This is a genomic window from Pseudophaeobacter sp. C1-32P7 (assembly GCF_041008775.1).
In the GTDB taxonomy this organism is placed as follows: Bacteria; Pseudomonadota; Alphaproteobacteria; order Rhodobacterales; family Rhodobacteraceae; genus Phycobacter; species Phycobacter gallaeciensis_A.
Map to the genome: position 1 here is coordinate 224,792 of NZ_JAXGFR010000005.1, position 21,852 is coordinate 246,643.

General features: G+C 62.7%; 18 protein-coding genes. 9 read left to right on the forward strand and 9 right to left on the reverse strand.

The genetic code is table 11. The features are described from left to right. The first annotated feature begins 28 nt into the window (after positions 1-28). Entirely contained in the window at positions 29-2,479 is a 2,451-nt protein-coding gene (locus SM763_RS09630) for a GcvT family protein (RefSeq protein WP_368998365.1), read from the forward strand. A 154-nt stretch (positions 2,480-2,633) separates the two neighbouring features. Beyond that, the gene (rarD, locus tag SM763_RS09635; RefSeq protein ID WP_274835260.1) at positions 2,634-3,551 is read left to right on the forward strand and encodes an EamA family transporter RarD; all 918 of its coding nucleotides are present in this window, start codon (positions 2,634-2,636) and stop codon (positions 3,549-3,551) included. Between the two features lie 12 nt (positions 3,552-3,563). Here the strand turns inward: rarD and SM763_RS09640 are convergent, their stop codons facing one another. Together SM763_RS09640 and SM763_RS09645 are read right to left on the reverse strand one after the other, a co-directional pair. Then, positions 3,564-4,268, reverse strand: a complete 705-nt coding sequence (locus SM763_RS09640) for an SGNH/GDSL hydrolase family protein (protein ID WP_368998366.1) — start codon at positions 4,266-4,268, stop codon at positions 3,564-3,566. Between the two features lie 38 nt (positions 4,269-4,306). After that, positions 4,307-4,717 (reverse strand): nuclear transport factor 2 family protein, encoded by a 411-nt coding sequence (locus tag SM763_RS09645; protein ID WP_368998367.1) that lies wholly within the window; start codon positions 4,715-4,717, stop codon positions 4,307-4,309. Positions 4,718-4,825: 108 nt separating this feature from the next. Here SM763_RS09645 and SM763_RS09650 point away from each other — a divergent pair, with 108 nt between their 5' ends. Further along, a complete protein-coding gene (locus SM763_RS09650) occupies positions 4,826-5,479 on the forward strand; it encodes an RluA family pseudouridine synthase (RefSeq protein ID WP_368998369.1) in 654 nt (217 codons plus the stop codon). Here the strand turns inward: SM763_RS09650 and SM763_RS09655 are convergent, their stop codons facing one another. The 6 genes from SM763_RS09655 to SM763_RS09680 all read right to left on the reverse strand — a co-directional run bounded on the left by SM763_RS09655 (position 5,480) and on the right by SM763_RS09680 (position 13,207). Beyond that, positions 5,480-6,325, reverse strand: coding sequence for an alpha-1,2-fucosyltransferase (locus tag SM763_RS09655; RefSeq protein ID WP_368998370.1), 846 nt, complete (start codon positions 6,323-6,325; stop codon positions 5,480-5,482). Positions 6,326-6,588: 263 nt separating this feature from the next. Further along, complete coding sequence (locus tag SM763_RS09660; RefSeq protein ID WP_368998371.1) at positions 6,589-8,133, reverse strand: indolepyruvate oxidoreductase subunit beta family protein; 1,545 nt, start codon at positions 8,131-8,133, stop codon at positions 6,589-6,591. Continuing rightward, positions 8,133-10,295: a thiamine pyrophosphate-dependent enzyme gene (locus tag SM763_RS09665; RefSeq protein WP_368998372.1), complete on the reverse strand. Its 2,163-nt coding sequence runs from the start codon at positions 10,293-10,295 to the stop codon at positions 8,133-8,135. The genes SM763_RS09660 and SM763_RS09665 overlap by 1 nt, the downstream gene beginning before the upstream one ends. Before the next feature lie 51 nt (positions 10,296-10,346). Further along, entirely contained in the window at positions 10,347-10,853 is a 507-nt protein-coding gene (locus SM763_RS09670; protein WP_065271833.1) for a MarR family winged helix-turn-helix transcriptional regulator, read from the reverse strand. Further along, positions 10,850-12,409, reverse strand: coding sequence for a phytoene desaturase family protein (locus SM763_RS09675; RefSeq protein WP_368998373.1), 1,560 nt, complete (start codon positions 12,407-12,409; stop codon positions 10,850-10,852). Before SM763_RS09675 ends, SM763_RS09670 begins: the two co-directional genes overlap by 4 nt. A 6-nt stretch (positions 12,410-12,415) precedes the next feature. Further along, positions 12,416-13,207, reverse strand: a complete 792-nt coding sequence (locus tag SM763_RS09680; protein ID WP_065271831.1) for a cyclase family protein — start codon at positions 13,205-13,207, stop codon at positions 12,416-12,418. A gap of 119 nt (positions 13,208-13,326) precedes the next feature. Between SM763_RS09680 and SM763_RS09685 the strand changes: the two genes are divergently transcribed. The 6 genes from SM763_RS09685 to SM763_RS09710 all read left to right on the forward strand — a co-directional run bounded on the left by SM763_RS09685 (position 13,327) and on the right by SM763_RS09710 (position 20,078). Next, complete coding sequence (locus SM763_RS09685; protein WP_368998375.1) at positions 13,327-14,898, forward strand: phytoene desaturase family protein; 1,572 nt, start codon at positions 13,327-13,329, stop codon at positions 14,896-14,898. A 43-nt stretch (positions 14,899-14,941) separates the two neighbouring features. Beyond that, entirely contained in the window at positions 14,942-16,468 is a 1,527-nt protein-coding gene (locus SM763_RS09690; protein ID WP_368998377.1) for an ABC transporter substrate-binding protein, read from the forward strand. A gap of 89 nt (positions 16,469-16,557) precedes the next feature. Then, on the forward strand, positions 16,558-17,568 hold the full coding sequence (locus SM763_RS09695; protein ID WP_368998378.1) for an ABC transporter permease: 1,011 nt from the start codon (positions 16,558-16,560) through the stop codon (positions 17,566-17,568). After that, complete coding sequence (locus SM763_RS09700; protein WP_368998379.1) at positions 17,561-18,409, forward strand: ABC transporter permease; 849 nt, start codon at positions 17,561-17,563, stop codon at positions 18,407-18,409. Before SM763_RS09695 ends, SM763_RS09700 begins: the two co-directional genes overlap by 8 nt. Continuing rightward, complete coding sequence (locus SM763_RS09705) at positions 18,406-19,278, forward strand: ABC transporter ATP-binding protein (protein WP_274867961.1); 873 nt, start codon at positions 18,406-18,408, stop codon at positions 19,276-19,278. Before SM763_RS09700 ends, SM763_RS09705 begins: the two co-directional genes overlap by 4 nt. Continuing rightward, positions 19,275-20,078 carry an ATP-binding cassette domain-containing protein gene (locus SM763_RS09710; RefSeq protein WP_274833060.1) on the forward strand — a complete coding sequence of 268 codons (804 nt, stop codon included), beginning with the start codon at positions 19,275-19,277 and terminating at the stop codon, positions 20,076-20,078. The genes SM763_RS09705 and SM763_RS09710 overlap by 4 nt, the downstream gene beginning before the upstream one ends. Before the next feature lie 91 nt (positions 20,079-20,169). Here the strand turns inward: SM763_RS09710 and SM763_RS09715 are convergent, their stop codons facing one another. Further along, positions 20,170-21,609, reverse strand: a complete 1,440-nt coding sequence (locus SM763_RS09715) for an aldehyde dehydrogenase family protein (RefSeq protein ID WP_065271824.1) — start codon at positions 21,607-21,609, stop codon at positions 20,170-20,172. Positions 21,610-21,852 lie beyond the last annotated feature (243 nt).

The window sequence follows — 21,852 nt, forward strand, 5'->3', positions numbered from 1 at the left end:
ATCCGTAAATCGGTTCGGAGAGCATGAGATGAGCGATCTTCCAAAGTCGGCCGGCGTGGTCATCATCGGCGGCGGCGTGGTGGGCTGTTCGGTGGCCTATCACCTGACGAAACTCGGCTGGCAGGATGTGGTCCTGCTGGAGCGCAAACAGCTGACCTCTGGCACCACATGGCATGCGGCCGGGCTGATCGGGCAGCTGCGGGCATCCTCCAACATGACGAAGCTGGCGCGCTATTCCGCCGATCTGTACCTCGGGCTGGAGGAAGAAACCGGCGTTGCCACCGGTATGCGGCAGGTAGGGTCAATCTCGGTCGCGCTGACCGATGAACGGCTGGAGGAGCTGTACCGAAATGCCGCCATGGCGCGGGCTTTTGGCGTGCCGGTCGAGGAGCTCTCCCCGGCAGAAGTGAAAGCGCGCTACGACCATATCAACCTCGATGGCGTCACCGGTGGTGTCTGGCTGCCGACCGACGGTCAGGCGGATCCGGGGAATATCGCGCTCGCCCTGGCCAAGGGTGCCCGCCAGCGCGGAGCGCTGGTCAAGGAGAGGATCAAGGTCACCGGCATTGCCCGCGAAGGACGGCGGGTGACGGGAGTGGACTGGGTGTCCGATTCAGGCTCTGATACGGGGCATATCGCCTGTGACATGGTGGTGAACTGCGCTGGCATGTGGGGGCATGAAGTGGGCCGTATGGCGGGCGTCAACGTGCCGCTGCACGCCTGCGAGCATTTCTACATCGTCTCGGAACCGATCCAGGGGCTCAGCCAGATGCCGGTGCTGCGGGTGCCGGATGAATGCGCCTATTACAAGGAAGATGCGGGCAAGATCATGCTGGGCGCCTTTGAACCCAAGGCGAAACCCTGGGGGATGAAGGGCATTCCCGACAGTTTCGAATTCGACCAGCTGCCCGAGGATTTCGATCACTTCGAGCCCATCCTGGAGGCCGCCTGCAACCGGATGCCGATGCTGGCCGATGCCGGGATTCATACCTTCTTCAACGGGCCCGAAAGCTTTACGCCCGACGATGCCTATCACCTGGGACTGGCGCCCGAGATGGACAACGTTTGGGTCGCGGCGGGGTTCAATTCGATCGGGATCCAGTCGGCGGGTGGCGCGGGCATGGCGCTGGCGCAATGGATGCAGGATGGCGAAAAGCCCTTTGACCTGGGCGATGTGGATATCACCCGCATGCATCCCTTCCAGGGCAACAAACACTACCTGTTCGAGCGCTCCAAGGAAACGCTGGGCCTGCTTTATGCCGATCACTTCCCCTATCGGCAAAAGGCAACCGCGCGCGGGGTGCGGCGCTCTCCCTTCCATCACCAACTGGCTGAGGCGGGCGCGGTTTTTGGCGAACTGGCGGGCTGGGAGCGCGCCAACTGGTTTGCCGAGGCGGGGCAGGAACGGGAATACCGCTATAGCTGGAAGCGGCAGAACTGGTTCCAGAACTCCGCCGCCGAACACCGTGCGGTGCGCGAAAACGTTGGCATGTACGATATGTCCTCCTTCGGGAAAATCCGTGTGGAAGGACCGGATGCCGAAAGTTTCCTGAACCAAATCTGCGGCGCGAACATGTCTGCCCCTGTGGGCAAGATCGTCTATACCCAGTTCCTGAACAGCCGCGGCGGGATCGAGGCGGATGTGACAGTCACACGCCTGTCAGAAACTGTATACTTGGTTGTGACGCCTGCCCTGACCCGGCTGGCGGATGAGACCCGCATGCGGCGGCTGGTCGGGGATTACCGCGTGACCATTACCGATGTAACCGCGGGGGAGGGCGTCCTGGCGGTCATGGGGCCACGCTCGCGCGAGTTGCTGCAGAAGGTCTCTCCCAATAATATCAGCAACGCGGTGAACCCTTTTGGCACCGCGCAGGAGATTGAGATCGGCATGGGGCTGGCCCGCGCGCATCGGGTGTCCTATGTCGGTGAACTCGGTTGGGAGATCTATGTTTCGTCCGATATGGCAGGGCACGTTTTCGAGGTGCTGCAGGATGCCGGGCGGGACATGGATCTGAAGCTCTGCGGCATGCATATGATGGACAGCTGCCGGATCGAGAAGGGCTTTCGCCACTTCGGCCATGACATCACCTGCGAGGATCACGTGATCGACGCGGGGCTGGGATTCGCAGTGGATCTGAACAAACCTGATTTCATCGGCAAGGCGGCCGTTGCCGCGCGCAAGGAGAGCGGCCCAAAGGCCCGGATGCTTCAATTCCGCCTGACTGACCCTGAACCGCTTCTTTATCACAACGAACCCCTGCTGCGCGATGGAGAGATCGTCGGTTATGTCTCCTCGGGCGCCTATGGTCATACGTTGGGTGGTGCCATCGGCATGGGTTATGTGCCGTGTGAAGGGGAAAGCGCTGCCGAGGTTCTGGCCTCTTCTTACGAAATCGACGTGATGGGGACACGGGTGCAGGCAGAGGCTTCGTTAAAGCCGATGTATGACCCGAAATCGGAGCGGGTGAAGGTCTGAATCAGGCTCTAATGCAGGCAAATTTGTCATACTTCGGTCTGACGAGCCATGCAGGCGATGGTGCGGCGTGATCTGTTTCGTGATCAATTCCTGTGCGTTTTGGGCATTCCCTTCGCCTGCAAAGCTGCCATAAAGGCCGCGTAGGAGAGCTGCCATGACCACCCATACGCGCGAGAACGTCGACACCCCTCAGGGGTTGGCCTTTGCCATTACGGCCTATCTGCTGTGGGGGTTCCTGCCGCTCTACATGAAGGCGGTGTCGCACATCCCCGCGGCCGAGGTGGTGGCCCATCGGGTGATCTGGTCGGTGCCTTTGGCGGGGGCGCTGCTGATCGTTCTGCGCCGCACCGGCGATCTGCGCGCGGCCCTGCGCAGCCCGCGCACCCTGCTGATGGCCTGCATCACGGCGGTACTGATTTCGGTGAACTGGGGCATCTATGTCTGGTCCATCGCCACCGATCACGCGCTGGATGCAGCACTTGGATATTACATAAACCCCTTGTTTAGTGTCGCATTGGGCGCCCTTTTGTTGGGGGAGCGGCCGAGCCGCACTCAGATGTTGGCGATCGCCTTGGCGGCGGCCGCGGTTGTGGTTCTGACCGTGGAAACCGGCAGCCTGCCCTGGGCTGCGGTCGGTCTGACGTTCAGCTGGGGCTTTTATGCCTTCTTCAAGAAATGGCTGCCGGTCGGCCCCAATCAGGGGTTCCTTCTGGAGGTGCTGATCCTGTCGGTACCCGCGCTGGCCTATCTGTCCTATCTGACCGCCACAGGCACGGGCAGCTTTGGCATCAGCTGGGGGCAAAGCCTGCTGCTGATGGGGTGCGGCGTGGTGACGGCGGTGCCGCTGATCATCTACGCCAATGGTGCCAAGCTGCTGCGCCTGTCGACCATCGGTATCCTGCAATATATCGCGCCGACGCTGATCTTTCTGGTCGCCGTCTTTGTCTTTGGTGAGGAATTCGGCCACGCCCGCATGATCGCCTTCCCGATGATCTGGGCGGCGCTGGTGATCTATTCCATTCCCCTGATCCGTCAGATGCGACGCAAGCCGAAGGTGCAGAAGGTCACCTGAATCAGGCTCTGATCAGGGGTTTTCGATCTCTTTCGCCAGCCGGTCCGCCCAAAGCGCATAGGCGTGCGGGTTCGGGTGATAGCCATCCTCGGCGGCCAGCGCCGGGTCACTGGGCAATTCAAACGGAAGATGGTGAAACCCGCCGATCTGCCCGGAGAGGTCTGCAAGCCTGCAATCCAACCGCCGTGCCTGACACCCCAGCGCCCAGGCAAGCGGCTGCGGCAGGGCGGGGAAATACTCCATCTGTGGCACCCCACAGACGAGGATTCTTTGCACGCCAAAGCGATCCGTTAGAAGCCGTGCCAGATCGCGTTGCTGCCGTTCAAATTGCCCTTGTGGGACGGCTCCGGTCACATCGTTCACTCCCAGCGCCAGTACGGCTACGTCAAAGGGCTGCGCGGGCAGGGCCATCAGCCGCTGCAACGTATCTGCCGTACGATGCCCGGTGGTGGCTTCAAGACGCCAGTGAACCTGCCACCGGGGTGCCAGCCGCTGCACCAGTTGCCCGGTAAGCGCCTGCTCCTGATGCGCGGCGCCCACACCGGCGGCGGAACTGTCCCCGGCAATCAGCAGCCGCAGCGGCGCACCGGATCCCGCAGTTCCCTGTCGCGCTCCCTCTGGCTCAGGCAGCCGCAAGGCCCGGCGCCGGAGGTGCAGCCCCTGCGCAATCAACAGCGGGAGCAGCGGCAGGCGCAGGATCTGGTCGGCTGCGATCATGGGTTATCTGCCAATATGTGGCTCTAATATCGGGGATTTCAGCTGAGTGCCTCACGGAATTTCAGGAAGCGCGCATCGGTCTGCACCCGTGCATTCATCGCATCGCGCAGGGCGCCGACGGATTTATAGGGGCGCATGACCACCTCGAAGACCTCGATCAGCCCGTCATCACCCAGGGTTATCAGATCCACGCCCACGGCGTCGAACTCGCCGATCTTGCACTGGAATTCCAGCGCCCAGTCGTTGCCCTCTCCCATGATCCTGCGATAGCGGAAGTCCGAGAACACTTGCCCCACATGGCCCAGCACCGCCGCCACCGGCGCGCGGCCGGTCCAGGTTTTCCAATAGGTGGGGGGCAGGAATTTCACGTCCTCGGACAGCAGCTCTGCGATCAGCGCCTCATCGCCCTTGGCGGCGACCTCCTGCATGCGGGTGATGGTTGGATGCATGGTTTCTCTCCCTTTGTTGATGCGATCCTGCCCTTGCGGCGGCGGGCCGGGCAAGACGGACGTGGCGGGAACTTGCTCCGGCGGCAGCAAGGCAGTAGGCAGGCGGCCATGACGGTATCGAGCGATTACACCCCGCCGCAGGACCCGCTGGAGATCCTGCACCATGATGCGCAGATCCTTGCGGTGAACAAACCTGCGGGATTGCTGAGCGTGCCGGGCCGGGGTGAACATCTCGCCGATTGCCTGTTGTCACGGGTGCAGCTTGCCTTTCCCGAGGCGCTGCTGGTGCATCGGCTGGACCGCGATACCTCGGGGGTGATGGTCTTTGCGCTGACGCCCCATGCGCAGCGGCACCTGTCGATGCAGTTCGAGAAACGTAGCACGCGCAAGGTCTATGTGGCCCGCGTCACCGGGCGGCTGGAGCCGAAGGCGGGCACGGTGGATCTGCCGTTGATCGTCGACTGGCCGAACCGTCCGCGCCAGATGGTCTGCCATGATACGGGTAAACCTGCGGTGACCGACTGGCGGGTGATGAAATACGGCGACGGGGAGACTCGTGTGCGGCTGACGCCCAAGACGGGCCGGTCGCACCAGTTGCGGGTGCATATGCTGTCGCTGGGGCACGCCATTCTGGGCGATCCGCTGTATGCCGAAGGCGCGGCGCGGGATTTCCCCCGCATGATGCTGCATTCCGAAGAGCTGCGGATCAAACACCCCGATAGCGAACAGTCGATGAAGTTCCGGGCCAAGGCGCCCTTCTGATCAGGCGTCGATCCGGTGCCAGCTATCCGGTAGGATATCGGGGTTGTGGAGTTTCGGATCTCCGAACCACTGCGCCGGACCGGTGACGCGTTTCTCCGGGTTCTGGTTCAGCCAGGCTGCCCACCAGGAAAATGAACTGTTGGCGATGATATTGTGCTGGCACAGGGTCATCAGCCGCATGTCCTCGAAATCCGTGTCCGGGCCGTTGAAATCCACCACCACCTTTTCGCAGGGCAGGGGCAGGTTTTCCTTGGCCCAGTCCGGATCGTCGGAGAAGACAAAGACGGTTGGCGTGTCCTCCAGCCCTTCCAGAACGCGGGCGAGGGCGGCCTCGTAATAGGCCTGATCGCAAAGCACATGGGCGGCAAGCGCCACGTAATCGCCGCGCCGCACGTGCAGCGAGATCGCATTGCTGCCCTGGATGCGGGCGGCCATGTCGGCGTTCTGCGCGTTGGTGAACTCCGGAAAGCTGAAATCGGCCCGGATGCGGTCGGCGATCGCGGCAAAGTATTTCTCGCTTTGCCAGTAGCCATGCAGGTAGCTACCATCGCCCCAGGTCGCAAAATCGGCGTTGTAGCCAAGGCCACGTTCGCGTCGGAAAGTCGGAGCGGAGCCAAAGGCGCGCCACAGCGCATAGCGCAGCGGTGCCTCCTGTTTCAGGGGCGGCAATGGAGCCGGTTCGGTCAGGTCCAGATCAAAGACCCGGGTCAACACGCCTTCGCCGCGCCGCACCGCTTCGCGGCTATCGAGAGCGACGGCCACGCCAAGGCGCTCGGCCAGCGCGCGGGCGGCGGCGTATTGAAACATCTGATTGCCAAGGCGGCCGTGCAGGCGGGCGGTGATCATCGCGGCTGTCTGTCCTTGCAAGGGGATCTGTTGCTCCCTGCATATCGGTGCCGCAGCCACATTGGAAGGTCGATAGGGACAGGATGATCCGATGCGGGGTCGGCGATGCGGCGTCCTCCCGCCCGTCGGTTGCCTTTCTGGCGAAAGGCTGCCTTCTGTTGGGCCCGGCGCCGCGCCTTGCGCGGCGCCGGGCCCAAGGCCGCAAAGGGTGTCGTGGCACGGCCACGGCATCCTTTGGGCGCGGGAGGTTCTGTTTTCAGGGGTCAGATAAAGCTGCGGATGGTCTTTAGCGCGCCGTCCAAGGCTTCACCTTTTTCGTCCAGCAGCGCCGCTTCGCGAAGGCGGGCGACCCATTCGGGACCGTCGTCGCGGGTTTCGACCAGTCGCGCGCCGTCCAGAACCCGGTCGAATTTCGACAGGCCCCGTGTGTGGGTGTCGGAATAGCCCTTGATCAGGCGCCGACAGCGCAGCACTTCCACCGCCATGTCATAGCTGCTGGGCAGATAGCCGATCACGCGGTTCAGCCAGTCGTCCAGATGCGCCTGTTCCAGCGCGTGGCGGCGGCTCTTGCGGCGCCAGCCGCGCAGGCCGCCCATCACATAAAGCAGGGCAAAGCCACGGAAGCGGTCGGTGCGGATGCGGCGGCCCTTGTTGAACAACCGGTCGAGCCGTTTCATCCAGACCGGGCTGGCCTCGATCCGGGCGCCAAGCCCCGCAGGCAGCAGACCGGCGATCTCTTCGGCGCGCGGGTGCAGATAATCGGTCAGGGTCATCAGCTTGTCAGCACTGCCAACCTGATCCTCGATCCGGTCGAACCGGCTGGCGCGGGTTTTCAGATCTGCCACCCGGATCACATCGTCATAGGCCATGGCATTGGCGATGTATTTCGCGGCCTCGCGCGACAGCACATACCCCCGGTCCGCGTTGTCGCGGCCCAGGATGCCTTCGAGCCGGTCCAGATATTCGGCGCCATAGGCGATGTCCTGAAAATCCACCACCTTGCGCAGGCCCGGCAGCGCCAGTTCCTGCACCGCAGCTGGCAGTGCGTTGATCCGGTCCAGCAGCGCGCCATAGGCCCGTAGCTTTCCGGCGGATCCCGCCGGTTTAGCCGCCTCGGCGGGGGTGGAGGCGGCTGCAGCCGGGGCCTCTTTCCCGCCCTGGGCCAGATCATATCCGGCGGCAAAGGCACGCAGGCTGGCCTCGACGCCCTTACCTCCCGCGCGGATTGCGTCCTCGAAGGCAGCGCGTTTGAAGGGCAGAGCGCCGGATCCGGCCAGAGCGCCGAACAGCGACGCGGAGATCACCGAGCCGACACCGACAGCGGCCTGCTCCATATCGGCCATGACCAGTTGCCGCGCGGCGGTTTCGGCGGCGGCGCGAACTTCGGCGGCATCGGCCATGCCGTCACCCGGCACCATTTTCTCAGAGACTGCCAGCGCCCGGTGGGTCGATGCGATCAGAGTGGTGCGGTCCGGGGTGACAAAGCCGCGCATGATGGCGCGCCCAGCTTCCATCATTTCGGCGGCAATCATCACGTCGATGTCGCCCTGCGCCGGGGCGAGGGAGAAGACCGGCGTTGCCACCGAGGCAGGCGCCATTTCGATGTAATAGATGGTGGCGCCGGTTCGCTGCGCCACGCCTGCGACGCTGGTCGCCTGCGCGGAATAGCCTTCGGTGCGGGCCAGGGATTCGATCCAGTTGGTCAGGACGCCGCCGCCCTGTCCGCCCACGGCAAGGATCGCGACCTTGATGACGCCGTCCAGATGGGTGGCGTCTCCGCCAGATGCGATTGGCAGTTCGATGGACATCACGCGGCTCCTTCGCTCAGGTCGGTGGAAAAGGTCAGGCGTCGCGCTGCGCGGCGGTTCTGCAGCCAGGAAATCATCCGGTTGCGCAACCCTGCGGTCCAGCGTTCAAAACCGGTCGGGTTGTGCACCACGCGGGCCTCGTAGAAGGACGGGCAGAGGATCGCAGCATCAGCGACCTCGCCGCAGTTGCCGCAGCCGACGCAGGTCTGGTCGATATGGGCGACGGGATCGTCGCGCAGCGGGTCGTCTAGTTTCTTCAGCGACAGTGAGGGGCAGCCCGACAGGCGGATACAGGCGTGATCGCCGGTGCAGATATCCTCATCCACGCCAAAGCGTGGCACCTCCACACGGGTTCCGTCCTTGATCGCGGCATTGCGCTGGGGTTTCTCCCGCCGCTGCCGGTTCAGCATGCATTCCGAGGAGGCCACGATCACCTTTGGCCCATCGTAATCGGTGGTCAGCGCCTCGCGGATGGTGGCGCGCATCTGGGTGACATCATAGGTCCGGTCGATCTGCCGGATCCATTTGACGCCAGCACCCTCCAGCGCCTTGGTGATCGGGTTGTTGGTCGCCTTGCTGGGGTTCTTGGCGCGGCTGGATGGGATGTCCTGCCCACCGGTCGCTGCGGAATAGTAGTTGTCGACGATGATCGCGACGCTGTCCGATTTATTGAACACCATGTTGCCGATCGAAGAGCTGAGGCCGTTGTGCCAGAAGCCCCCGTCGCCAAGGATCGAGATCGCGCGTTTCTCGCCGCCGCCGTCAAAGGCCGCGTTGGAGGCCGGACCAAGGCCATAGCCCATGGTCTGCCCACCGATTTCGAAAGGCGGCAGGGCGGCAAACAGGTGGCAGCCGATATCGGCCGAGATCTGATGCTTGCCCAGCTCCTGCTCTACCAGTTTCATCGAGGCAAAGATGGGGCGCTCGGGGCAGCCGGTGCAGAACCCCGGCGGGCGGATCGGCACGGTCTGGCTGAGGTCGGGAATTTCGGGCGCCGGTTCGTTCGGGGCCAGAACCTGTCCGGGCAGCAGGTGCGCGGCATAGGTGCGCAGGAAATCGTCGATGCCGTCCTTCATCACCTGGCCGGTATATTCGCCCGCCTTGGGGAAGGTGCCCTTGCCTTCAAGCTTGGTGCTGCTGCCTGCCTTGTAAAGCATGGCGCCAAGCTGCTGTTCGATGAACTCGGGCTGGCCTTCCTCGATCATCAGGACGGCGTCCTTGTCCTCGCAGAAATCGAGAAGGTCGCTTTGCACCAGCGGGTAGGTCACGTTCATCACGTAAAGCGGCACGTCGGTGTTGCCCGACAGATCCGCAAGGCCAAGGCGTTGCAGGGCGCGGATGACGCTGTTGTACATGCCGCCCAGACAAATCAGACCAACCTTGCCCTCTTTCGGGCCAAAGCGTTCGTTGAGGCCATTGTCGAGAATGTATTTCTCGGCGGCGGGCCAGCGGTTGTCGATCTTGTCGTGTTCATGCTGATAAGACATCGGCGGCAGCACCACGCGGGAGAAATCCCGCTGCGGGCTGGCCAGCGCATCGCGCACGGTCAGATCAGGACGCTGGTTGTCGCGGCATTCAAAGGTGCCGGTCACGTGGCAGGACCGGATCCGCACCATCAGCATCACCGGCGTGTTCGACGCCTCCGACAGGCCAAAGCCATCGCCCACGGATTTCACGATCGACGGCAGGTTCGGGCGCGGGTCCAAGAGCCAGAACTGCGATTTCATCGCAAAGGCATAGGACCGCTCCTGCATGATCGAGGAGCCTTCGCCGTAGTCTTCGCCCACCACCACAAGAGCGCCGCCGGTGACGCCCGAGGAGGCGAGGTTGGCCAGCGCATCCGAGGCCACATTGACCCCGACCGATCCCTTGAAGGTAACCGCGCCGCGGATGGGATAATGGACCGAGGCCGCCAGCATCGCCGCTGCCGCCGCTTCGGAGGCGTTCGCCTCATAACGCACGCCGAGTTCGCCGAGCAGGTCCTCGGCATCGGCCAGCACGTCCATCAGGTGCGAGATCGGCGCCCCTTGATAGCCGCCGACATAGCCGACTCCGTTTTCCAGCAGGGCCTTGGTGATGGCCAGAATGCCTTCGCCGGTAAAGCTGGTCCCGGCACCTTTGCGCAGGTGCTCTACTTCTGCCTTGAACGACCTTTCGGCCATTGGCGCCTCCTTGGATATCGTTCTGGGGGACCGTCGTGGAAGACGGTCGGGTTAAATCTGGTGTACGCGCACGTTGCGCAGGATGGTTTGCAGGGTGGTCACGAACTGACGCTGCTCTTCGGCGCTGATGCCGGTGAACATCTGGGCATAGGCCTCGGCGATATGCGGCCAGAGCTTTTCCTGCGTCTCTCGGCCCTTGGGGGCCATGAAGATCCGGGTGGCGCGGCTGTCGTCGGGGTCGGGACGGCGGATGATCAGCTCGTCCTGTTCCAGCTTGTCCAGCGACCGGCTGAGCGTGGATTGTTCGACCACCGCATAGACGGCGAGTTCACGGATCAGCAGCCCGTCGAGCACCGACAGTACGGCGAGGGCGCGCATCTTAGCCGTGTTGAGGCCGAGCGCCGCCATCTCTTCGCGCAAGGACGCGTTGTAGCGGCCCATGATGCGGTTCATCAGGTAGGGGGGGAAGTTTTCCAGCCCGATTTCGCCCAGACGGGGCAGCGGTGTGTCCGCCTCCGGTTGGTCTGCCGTGGCCGTGGTGGTGTCGTCCGTGCTCATGCGCCCATCCTTTTTGCAAGGTTGTAGCCGGACCCTCCGCCCAGACCAGGTCCGGGGTGGGTCGCGGCCCCAATCAGATGCAGGTCCTTCACTGCGGTGGCGTTATTGACCGATTGCGGGAAGGGGCGCCAGACAAAGAACTGGTCCAGCGTGCAGGATCCGCCATAGGGATCGCCGCCCACCAGGTTCATGTTCAGATCCTGAAGATCGGCAGGGGAATAGGCGCGGCGGGCCAGTTTGATCTTGTCGAAATCCTTGATGTGACGGGACAGGATCGCCTCGATCCGGTCGGCAAAGGCTTCGCGGGTCGGTTCATCCCACTCGGGTCCGCTGTCGATCTCTTTTGCGGCGTCGCCTTTGATAACGCGGGGGGCGTCGGGGATCTGCAGCCACAGGATCGCCTTTCCATCCGGGCAGCGGGTGGGGTCCATGCGGTGGGGCTGGCCCACGCAGATCGTGGGCGTTTCCGGCAGCATGCCGCGTTCGGCCTCGTTGGCGGATTTCGAAACGCTGTCGACCCCGTCTGCGAGGTGGACAAGCGCGACATCTTCCAGCCCCTCGCTCAGCCATTCCGGAACGGCATCCAGCGCATAGTGCAGCTGGAAATTGCCGCGCCCGTGGCGGTAGTTCTTCGCGGCCTCCGGCGCGGTTTCCTGCGGCAGCAGGCGGCCATAGAGTTGCGACGGCGTGACCGAAGCGATGACCGAGGCGCCGCGGATGACCTCTCCGTCGGCGGTTTCGATGCCGGTGGCGCGGCCGTTTTCGGTAAGGATACGCGTCACATCGGTGCCGGTACGGATCTCGCCGCCATTGGCGGTGATCAGCCGTTCAAAGGCTTCGGCGGCAGCCCCGGCGCCACCTTTGACCACCGGCGCCCCGGCGGCCTCTAGCGCAAAGGCGATGACGCGGCCCATCTGGCCGGAATAAGTGCTTTCGGGGGTGAGGCCGCAATGCAGCACCCAAGGCGCCCAAAGCGCCTGAAGGTCTTCGGAGCCATAAGAGCTTTCCAGCCAGCCGCGCGCCGGTTGCAGCGCTGCGCCGACCCAGGATTTGAGACCGTTGAGGCCCCGTTTCCACGCCTGTTTTGCCAGCAGTTTGGCGGTGCCAGCAGACCAGAGCGGTCCGCCCAGCAGCGCAAAGAGGAAGTCGGCGTCGGCTTCGATGCCGCCCACGTCGCGGCCATGTTGCGCCCCGTCGCCGGGGCTGAGCGCGTCAAAGGCAGCGATATTGGCGGCGCGGTCCATGGTCAGTACGGTGGCGCGGCCATCGGGGCGCAGGACCGCCGTGGGGCGGTCCGTGTGACAGAACTCAAGCCCATGTTTCGCCAGATCGCCCGCCAGTTCTGCATAGGCAGGCGAGGTGAGGAACAGGACGAAGGTCGCCGCCATCACATCATGGGAATACCCGGGCAGCGTGATCTCATCGGTGCGCAGGCAGCCTCCGATGCGGTCCGAGCGTTCGAGCATCAGAACCGGTTTGCCCTTGCGGGACAACAGCGCGGCGGCGACCAGTGAATTGATCCCGGTGCCGATGATGATGTGAGGGGCGGCGGCCATCTGCTCTTATCCCTTGGGGACCAGCGCCAGCGCGCGGATCGGGCTGCCGGTGCCGCGCTGGATCTTCAGCGGTGCGGCAATCAGGATGGCGCCCTTTGCGGGCAGCTTGTCCAGATTGGCCAGCGAGGCCAGACCAAAGCGGTTGTTGGCGTGCAGCAGGTTATGCGCCGGGAAGGGCGGGGTCATGCCACCGGCCATGCCTGCGTCGGTGCCGATGCACTGGCTGCCCCAGCCGACGATGCCCTTGTCGACCAGATACTGGATCACCTCGGCGGTCGGTCCGGGGGTGTGCGGACCGGTTTCATCGGCGTTGAGGAACTTGGCCTCGTCGTCGGCGTATTGATCCCAGTCGCTGCGCAGGACGACCCATTCACCGGCCTTGATCTCGCCGTGCTCGGCCTCCCAGGCCTTCACGTGGTCGATGGTCAGCAGGAAGTCGGAATCTTCGCCGCACTCCTTGGAGAAGTCGAGCACGTTCACCGGCGCGATCAGGCGCTGCACGTCCAGCGTGTCGGTGTAGCCTTCTTCGAAATCCTTGCCGGTAATCCAGTGATGCGGCGCATCAAAGTGGGTGCCGGTGTGTTCGCCCAGCTTCATCCAGTTCCAGGCAAAGAAGGGGCCGTCTTCGTCGTATTCGCTGATCTTGTGGATTTCGACCTTGGGTGTGTTTTTCGCGAAATCTTCCGGCAGCTGCAGGATCGGAGTGTTCGGCCCCAGAACCCCGGTGCAGTCCACCACTTCGATTTCCCCGGTCAAAAGCTTGGCGCCAAGCCCGTCCAATGCGGTTGTTGCGGTCATTATCGCCTCCCGTGTTGTGCGCGGTCTGAAGGTGCCGCTTTTTGCGATGACAAATCCATGCTAGACATAATTACATGCATTTGCAAATATCAATATGTAAAGGATAAAGGAATCTGCCCATGTCAGCGGCGCCGGACGCAGTTATTATCGGAAGCGGTCACAACTCTTTGGCCTGTGCTGCGCATCTGGCGGCAAAGGGCTGGAGTGTGGCCGTATACGAGCGCGCCGAAACGCCCGGCGGGGCAGTAAAAACCGGGGAATATACGCTTCCGGGCTTTCGCCATGACTGGGCCGCGATGAATCTGTCGCTCTTTGCAGGGTCCGCCTTTCATCAGAAATATGCCGAGGAACTGGCCGGGCACGGGCTTGGTTTTGCTCCTGCGGCGGATTGTTTTGCCTCGGTTTTTCCGGATCAGACCTGGTTGGGTATCGGCAATGATGCGGCGGCCAATGTGGCGCGAATCGCAGCTGAAAATGCGGCTGACGCAAAAGCCTGGGAGGCGTTGAGCGCCGCGTTTCCAGAGCGTGCTGAAACTTTGTTCGCTTTGCTGGGCAGTCCGATCAATAAACGTGCATTTGCATTTTTAGGCTGGAAGTCTTGGCGCAAGATGGGCGCTGCCGGGCTGATGGATCTGGGGCAGTTTCTGGCCTCTTCGCCGCGCAGCTGGCTGGAAGAGACATTCGAATCGTCAAAGGTCCGTGCCCTTCTGGCGGCCTGGGGCATGCATCTGGATTTTGCCCCGGACATCGCGGGCGGTGCGCTGTTTCCTTACCTAGAAGGACAGGTGAACCAGGCGTTTGGCATGGTACTGGGGCAGGGCGGCGCCGATGGCATCATCAAGGCCATGATCGCCATGATCGAGGCGCGTGGCGGATCGGTAACCTGCGGCGCCGAAGTGTCGCGGATTCTGCACGCGGGCGGACGGGCCACGGGAATCGAGTTGTCGGACGGGACACAGGTGCAGGCAAAACGGGCGGTCATCGCTAATGTCGCCCCTGCCGCGATGCTGCGGCTGACCGGCGGCACACCCGACAAACGGTATGATCGCGGGATGGAGAAATTCGCCCATGCGCCGGGGACCATGATGATCCATCTGGCGATGGAGGATCTGCCGGACTGGGCGGCGGGGGATGGTCTGAAACGCTTTGCCTATGTGCATATGGCGCCCGAGCTTGACCAGATGGCGCGCACCTATGCGCAGGCCAAGGCGGGGCTGTTGCCGGATGAGCCGGTGATCGTCTGCGGTCAGCCCACCGTCATCGACCCCAGTCGCGCGCCCGAGGGCAAACATGTTCTGTGGTTGCAGGTGCGCATGGTGCCCGGTCAGATCAAGGGCGATGCCGCCGGACAGATCACCGCCACCGACTGGACAGAGGCAGCGCAGCCAATGGCAGAGCGCGCGCTCGATATCCTTGAAACCTATGCGCCCGGTACAAGGGCAAAGATCCTTGGCCAGCATATCGTGACGCCCACCATGCTGGAGGCCGATAACCCCAACCTTGTGGGCGGGGATCAGGTCTGTGGCAGTCACCAGCTCAACCAGCATTTCATGTTCCGGCCCCTGCGCGGGTTTGCGGATGGCTCCACCCCGATCGGTGATCTTTATCACACCGGGGCGGCTGTCTGGCCCGGAGCGGGAACCGGAGCTGGGGCGGGATACCTCCTCGGGCAAAAACTGGCCGGCACCTAATCACAACAACATGTCGGCCTTCCAACCAACAGGGAAAAGCAAAATGAAATTGACAAGACGCACTTTACTTCAGAGCACCGCCGCCAGCGTGGCGCTTGCCGGAGCCAGCCTGCCCAGCTTTGCCGCCGGGATCGAAGAGCTGGTGATTGCCTATAACGTCAACCTACCCAGCTGGGACCCGACCGTTGGTCCCTCGGCGGTGAACCCCACGATCCAGGGCATCTATCAGTCGGTGTTTGATCTGTTCATCCCGCAGAACCCGGATCTGTCCTTTGGTTCCGGGATCATCAGCGATTATGGCTGGAACGACGACAAGACAAAGGTCTGGATGGATGTGCGCGAAGGCGTCACCTGGCACAATGGCGATCCCCTGACCCCCGAAGACGTGGTTTGGTCGCTGGAACGCGCGGGCAACCCCGAGACCGGCAACCCGATCCAGTTCATCTGGGGCAAGATCGGTAATTTCTCCATCGAGGGGAACCGCGTCACCGCTGACGTGCTGGCCTATGAGCCGACGATCTTCAAATGGATGAGCTTCCTCACTGGCTATATCCTGCCCAAGAAATACTACGAGGAAGTCGGGGCAGATGGCTTTGAGGCCGCGCCTGTGGGCACCGGTCCTTATATGGTCGAAAAGTTCGAGCGCAACGCATTCGTGCGCCTGAAGGCGAACGAGAATTACTGGGGCGGCGCGCCCGAATTCAAATCCGTCACCATCAAGTTCGTGACCGATGCCGCCAGCCGCGTGGCAGAGGTGGAATCGGGCAACGCCCATGTGACGCTGGAAATGCCCTATGAGGAATTCGACCGCCTGAAGGAAAAATCGGGCATCATGGGCACTGCCGCACCGGTGTCGGATATCGGCATGATCTTCATCAACGATATCGAAGTGATGACCGATCCCAACGTGCGCATGGCCATGGCCCATGCGATCGACAAACAGCTGATCATCGATCGGCTGCTGTCCGGCTATGGCGTGGCGATCGACACGCTGCAGACGCCCGATTACGTGGGCTATGACGAGACGATCAAGGTCGCCTATGATCCGGAGAAGTCTAAGGAGCTGCTGGCGGCCTCTGGCTATGGTCCCGACAATCCGGTGAAATTCACTATCCAGACCACCCGCGGGTTCAAACCCAAGGATTACGAGATCATCCAGGCCATCGTTGGCCTGTGGCGCCGGGTCGGTATCGAGGCCGAGATCGAAGTCTACGAGATTGCCAAACACTACGAGCTGCGCGCGGCGGATACATTGGCGCCTGCGGCCTTCTACAACTGGGGCAACTCGATTGGTGATCCCACCACTTCGACCGGCTTTGCCATGTTCGGCCCCTCGCCGCATTCGGTCTGGGACGGTGAGGACCTTATGCAGAAAATCCTACCGCTCTGGGGTGAATCGGACGAGGACAAGCGGATCGCGGGCTGGAAGGACGTGGACCGTTTCATCGCCGAGAACGCGCTGGTGATCCCGCTGCTGCAATATGTTCAGCCGATCCTGCACAGCGATCAGGTGAAGGTGGTGCCGCATGCCTCGGGCGCGCTGTTGCCGCATCTGATGACACGGGCCTGATCCCTCTCTCCCTTGGTTGCGGGGCATCGGTCTGATTGTGCCGGTGCCCCGCGGCCCTTTTTCACGACCTCACAGAACGAAGGTAGACAATGCAGATCCTGCGCAGAATGATCGCGCGGCTGGCGGCCACTATGGTGACGCTGGTCGGGGTGGCGATCATCGTCTTTGTGGTTATCCGCGTGGTGCCGGGCAATCCGATTGCCATGATGCTGCCGCCGGGGGCCACCGATGCGGATATCCAGCGGCTTCAGGCGCTTTACGGGTTCGACAAATCGATCCCCGAACAATTCCTGATCTGGGCCTCTGGCGTGCTTCAGGGGGATTTCGGAACCTCGATTTCCCTGCGCCAGCCGGTGTCCGAACTGGTGCTGGGCCGTCTGCCCGCCACGCTGGAACTATCAGTGATGGCACTGGTAATCGCGGTAATCCTGGGCGGTACCATGGCGTTGACCGCAACGCTTTACCGGGGCACGCGCGTCGAAGGTGCGATCGATGTGGCCGGGGGCATGGCCCTGTCGGTGCCCGACTTCCTGTGGGGGCTGGTGCTGATCCTGCTCTTTGGCGTGCTTTGGCCGCTGTTTCATATCTCGGGCCGGGTGTCGCCCTCGCTGGGGTTCGAGTTCCAGTCGAATTTCTACCTCTGGGAAAGCTTCATCCGCCTGCGGTTCGATGTCTGGGCCGATATCGTCGCTCATATGTTCATGCCTGCGCTGGCGCTGGCGATCCCGCTGGCGGCGATCATCTCGCAGCTGCTGAAACAGTCGCTGAAGGAAACCATGCATCTGGACTACGTGACCTTGGCCCGCACCAAGGGCTACGCCGAGACCAGCATCATCACCCGCGAGGCGTTGCCCAATGCGATCCTGCCGACGCTGACCCTGGTTGGCGTGCAGTTCGCCTTCCTGATTGGCGGCACGGTCATCGTGGAGCGGCTGTTTTCTTACGAGGGGCTGGGTAACATGGCCATTGATGCGGTGATCAACCGCGATCTGCCACTGATCCAGGGCATCGTGATCCTGTTCGCCCTGATTTTCACCGTGGTCAATCTGGTCGTCGACATGACCTATGCCGCCCTGAACCCGAGGCTCCGCCATGCGTGATACAAGAGCACATACCCGCAAACCGGGCCTGCGCCTGTGGCTGTCCGGAGGCTGGATCGGCCTATTGGTTCTGGCCGCCCTGCTGGCGCCCTGGATCAGCCCGCACGACCCGCTGGCGCAGGACCTGTTCGCAGGCCGAATGCCGCCCTTCTGGGAGGCGGGCGCCGATCCAAATTACTGGCTGGGTACCGATTCCCTGGGCCGTGATGTCCTGAGCCGCATTCTGCACGGTGCCCGGCTGGCGCTGAGCGTGGCGCTGATCGCCGGGGTGCTGACCTGTCTGATTGGGGCCACGCTGGGGCTGATCGCTGGCTACTATGGCGGCTGGGCCGATCTGGTGATTTCACGCCTTGTGGACATCTGGATGGCCTTCCCGCCGGTTCTGTTCGCGATCCTGCTGATCGCGGTTCTGGGCACTGGCATGGCTTCGATCATCATCGCCATCGTGGTGATTGACTGGACCCGTTTTGCCCGGGTGGTCCGGGCCGAAGCGATGAGCCAGGGCAAGATGGATTACGTCGCCTCGGCGCAGGTGGTGGGGCGCACCCGGTTCGGCACCGCGCTGACGGAAATCCTGCCCAACGTGCTGCCGACCATCGTGGCGCTGTTGACGCTGGAGATGGGCATCGCGATCATCGTCGAGGCGATCCTTAGCTTTGTGAACCTGTCGATCTCCACCGATGCGCCGACCTGGGGCGGGATGATCGCCGAGGGGCGCACCTCGGTCCATCAGGCCTGGTGGGTGCTGGTGTTCCCGCTGGTCGCCCTGTTTTTCACCGTTCTCAGCTTCTCGCAGCTTGGCGAGGGTCTGAAGGACCATTTCGATCCGGTGCTGCGATGAGCTTTCTGTCCATTCAAGACCTGACCGTGCGCCTCAGGGGCAATGTGCCGATCTTGCGGCGTGTGTCCCTCGATGTGGCGGCGGGTGAATCCCGCGCCCTTGTCGGCGAAAGCGGCGCAGGCAAATCCATGATCGGCAAATCGGTGCTGGGCACCCTGCCGCAGGCGCTGGGCATCACCGGCGGGCAGATCATTCTGGAAGGCGAGGATCTGGGCCAGTTGTCGCCGCGGGCGCGCCGCCAGAGGATTGGCGCCAAGGTCGCCCTGATCCCACAGGATCCGCTAACCGCGCTCAACCCTTCGCGACGGGTCGGGCCGCAGATCACCAACCGGCTGGTGGATATCCTTGGCTGGTCGCGCAAGGCCGCCGAGGCCCGCGCACTGGAGCTGCTGGAAGAGGTCCATATTCCCGATCCCGCCCGCGTCATGCGCGCCTACCCGCATGAGCTGTCGGGGGGGATGCGCCAGCGGATCCTCATCGCCTCCGCCTTTGCGGCAGAGCCGAAGCTGATCATCGCGGATGAGCCGACAACCGCGCTGGATGTCACCGTGCAGAAGCAGATCCTGCGGCTGATCTCGGACATGCAGCAACGCCATGGCACCGCGCTGTTGTTCGTGACCCATGATCTGGGCGTGGTCTCCAAGGTCTGCCAGACCATGACCGTGCTCTACTCCGGCAAGGTGGTCGAGGACACCAAGGTGCGCGATTTCTTTGCCAGCCCCGGGCATCCCTATTCGGCGGCCTTGTTGGCGGCGACGCCGAAATACACCGATCCGGACGGCAGTCTGACCCCGGTCCCCGATGCGGTGATCCGCGCGGTGGAGGAAGAGGTTGCGGCATTTGACCGACAGATGGAGGGCTCGGCATGAGTGATGTCATCTATGATGTGAAGGATCTGCGGCTCAGCTTTCCGGACATGTCGCGCAAGCCACTGCTGGGTCCTGCGCCGCGGATCGAGATCCTCAAGGGGCTGACGTTTCAGATCCCCAAGGGTGAGGTTTTGGGCATCGTTGGCGGCTCTGGGTCCGGTAAATCCACATTGGGGCGGGCGCTGATCCGGTTGATTGAACCGGACAGTGGTCAGATTTCGTTTGAGGGGACAGACATCACCCATATGTCAGAGGAGGCCCTGCGCCCCCTGCGGCGGCGGTTCCAGATGATCTTTCAGGATCCCCTGTCCTCGCTTAACCCGCGCCGCCGGGTGGGGGGGATCATCGCCGGTCCCTTGCGCCTGCATGGGCTTGAGGGGATCGACGCCCGCGTAAATGAGGCGCTGGATATGGTGGGCCTGCCACGCAGCTTTGCCAGCCGCTATCCGCATGAATTGTCCGGTGGGCAGCGTCAGCGCGTCGGTATCGCCCGCGCCATCGCCCTGCGCCCCGATTTCATCCTCGCGGATGAGATCGTCTCGGGGCTGGATGTCTCCAGTCAGGCGCAGGTGCTGAACCTGCTCGAAGAATTGGTGCGCGAGCTGGGCCTGACGCTGGCCTTCATCAGCCACGATCTGTCGGTGATCCGCCGCCTGTGCAGCCGCATTCTGGTGCTCTATCAAGGCGAAATTGTCGAAAACGCCGCGACGGCGGACCTGTTCGCTGCGCCGACTGCGCCCTACACGCAAGAGCTGCTGTCCGCGATCCCGCTGCCCGATCCCGATCAGGTCTGGGCGTAACGGGGAGCTGCAAGACCCTGTGCACCGCACAGGCAAAAGAAAAGCCGTCCCGGATAGGAGCGGCTTTTTTTAGTCTTATAGAGGTTGAAAATCAGTCGGTGGACCAGCCGCCGACGGCTTTGATTTCCAGGAAATCCTCAATCCCGAAGATACCGCCTTCACGACCGTTGCCGGACTGCTTCATGCCACCGAAGGGCGCACCGGGGGACCGGGACTGGCCGTTCATTTCCACCATGCCGGACCGCAGCACGCGGGCCATGCGGTTGGCTTTGGCGCCGTCCTGGGTCTGCACATAGTTGGTCAGACCATAGGGCGTGTCGTTGGCGATCTCGACGGCTTCTTCCTCGGTCTCGAAGGGGATGATCGACAGGACCGGGCCAAAGATCTCTTCACGTGCGATGGTCATCTGGTTGTTCACATCGGCAAAGACGGTCGGTTTGACGTAAAAGCCCTTGTTGAAGCCTTCAGGGCGACCGGTGCCACCGGCGACAAGGCGCGCGCCTTCGTCGATGCCCTTCTGGATCAGGTCCTGAATCTTGTTCCACTGGGTTTCATTGACCACGGGGCCGATGTGGCGACCTTCCTCGGACGCCGGGCCGACGGTGACCTTGGCGGCAACTTCGGCAGCGGTGGCCACGGCCTGATCGTAGATGCCTTTCTGAACCAGCATCCGCGAGGGCGCGTTGCAGCTTTGGCCGGTGTTGTTCATCATGTGCAGAACGCCACGCTTGACCGCTTTTTCGTCGGCATCGTCAAAGATCACGTTGGCGCCTTTGCCGCCCAGTTCCAGATGCACCTTCTTCAGGGTGTCGGCGGCCGCCTTGGAGATCGCGGTACCTGCGCGGGTCGAGCCGGTGAAGGACACCATGTCCACATCCGGGTGTGAGGACAGCTGCGAGCCGACGCCGACGCCATCGCCGTTCACCAGGTTGAAGACGCCGGCGGGGAAACCTGCCTCGTCCATCAGCTCGGCAAAGATCATCGCATCCAGCGGGCTTTCCTCGGAAGGCTTCAGAACCATGGTGCAGCCCGCGATGGCCGCGGCGCCCACCTTGAGGGTGATCTGGTTCATCGGCCAGTTCCAGGGCGTGATCAGGGCAGCAACACCGACGGCTTCGTAGATGATGCGGTCGTTCTGGAAACGGTCGCTCAGGGGGCGTTCAAATTCAAACGCCTTGGCCGCGCGCACAAAATTCTTCAGGTGGAAGATGCCGGCGCCAACCTGCTGGGTGCGGGACATCTCGATCGGGGCGCCCATCTCGGTGGACATGGCCTGGGCCAGATCTTCGCCGCGGGCCTGGTAGACCTCGATCAGCTTTTCCACCAGCGCGATCCGCTCTTCTACCGGGGTCGCCATCCAGCCGGGCAGGGCGGCCTTGGCAGCGGCAACGGCGGCATTGGTATCGGCTTCGGATCCCAGGGAAATCACTGCACAGGGTTCTTCGGTGGAAGGATCGATGACATTGTGATCCTTGGCTGCCGCAGGAGCAACCCATTGGCCATTGATGTAAAAGTCGCGTTTCTCGATCATGTCCAGATCTCCCAAGTCAGACGTTTCGCCAGTTTGTACCGGCGCTTTCGCGCGCCACTGTGTCACTGCCTTGACCCTTGGGCAAGACCACATTCACATAATTTGATCAAATTATGTGAGGCGGATTTTCGCGGATAAACCCAGGGTTTTCCGTTTTGTCGCAGGTGATTGGCACTTTTGTGCTGGTCTTGACGCCGCAGGGGTTTAACCTGCGCTGCGATTGATTACCTTGCGTAGCAAGAT

Excerpts from the sequence above, each read along its gene's own strand:
- SM763_RS09665 (WP_368998372.1), bottom strand. The coding sequence starts at position 10,295 with ATGGCCGAAAGGTCGTTCAAGGCAGAAGTAGAGCACCTGCGCAAAGGT.
- SM763_RS09685 (WP_368998375.1), top strand. The coding sequence starts at position 13,327 with ATGTCAGCGGCGCCGGACGCAGTTATTATCGGAAGCGGTCACAACTCT.
- SM763_RS09670 (WP_065271833.1), bottom strand. The coding sequence starts at position 10,853 with ATGAGCACGGACGACACCACCACGGCCACGGCAGACCAACCGGAGGCG.
- SM763_RS09660 (WP_368998371.1), bottom strand. The coding sequence starts at position 8,133 with ATGTCCATCGAACTGCCAATCGCATCTGGCGGAGACGCCACCCATCTG.
- rarD (WP_274835260.1), top strand. The coding sequence starts at position 2,634 with ATGACCACCCATACGCGCGAGAACGTCGACACCCCTCAGGGGTTGGCC.
- SM763_RS09705 (WP_274867961.1), top strand. The coding sequence starts at position 18,406 with ATGAGCTTTCTGTCCATTCAAGACCTGACCGTGCGCCTCAGGGGCAAT.
- SM763_RS09650 (WP_368998369.1), top strand. The coding sequence starts at position 4,826 with ATGACGGTATCGAGCGATTACACCCCGCCGCAGGACCCGCTGGAGATC.
- SM763_RS09655 (WP_368998370.1), bottom strand. The coding sequence starts at position 6,325 with ATGATCACCGCCCGCCTGCACGGCCGCCTTGGCAATCAGATGTTTCAA.
- SM763_RS09630 (WP_368998365.1), top strand. The coding sequence starts at position 29 with ATGAGCGATCTTCCAAAGTCGGCCGGCGTGGTCATCATCGGCGGCGGC.
- SM763_RS09695 (WP_368998378.1), top strand. The coding sequence starts at position 16,558 with ATGCAGATCCTGCGCAGAATGATCGCGCGGCTGGCGGCCACTATGGTG.
- SM763_RS09680 (WP_065271831.1), bottom strand. The coding sequence starts at position 13,207 with ATGACCGCAACAACCGCATTGGACGGGCTTGGCGCCAAGCTTTTGACC.
- SM763_RS09690 (WP_368998377.1), top strand. The coding sequence starts at position 14,942 with ATGAAATTGACAAGACGCACTTTACTTCAGAGCACCGCCGCCAGCGTG.
- SM763_RS09645 (WP_368998367.1), bottom strand. The coding sequence starts at position 4,717 with ATGCATCCAACCATCACCCGCATGCAGGAGGTCGCCGCCAAGGGCGAT.
- SM763_RS09710 (WP_274833060.1), top strand. The coding sequence starts at position 19,275 with ATGAGTGATGTCATCTATGATGTGAAGGATCTGCGGCTCAGCTTTCCG.
- SM763_RS09700 (WP_368998379.1), top strand. The coding sequence starts at position 17,561 with ATGCGTGATACAAGAGCACATACCCGCAAACCGGGCCTGCGCCTGTGG.
- SM763_RS09675 (WP_368998373.1), bottom strand. The coding sequence starts at position 12,409 with ATGGCCGCCGCCCCTCACATCATCATCGGCACCGGGATCAATTCACTG.
- SM763_RS09715 (WP_065271824.1), bottom strand. The coding sequence starts at position 21,609 with ATGATCGAGAAACGCGACTTTTACATCAATGGCCAATGGGTTGCTCCT.
- SM763_RS09640 (WP_368998366.1), bottom strand. The coding sequence starts at position 4,268 with ATGATCGCAGCCGACCAGATCCTGCGCCTGCCGCTGCTCCCGCTGTTG.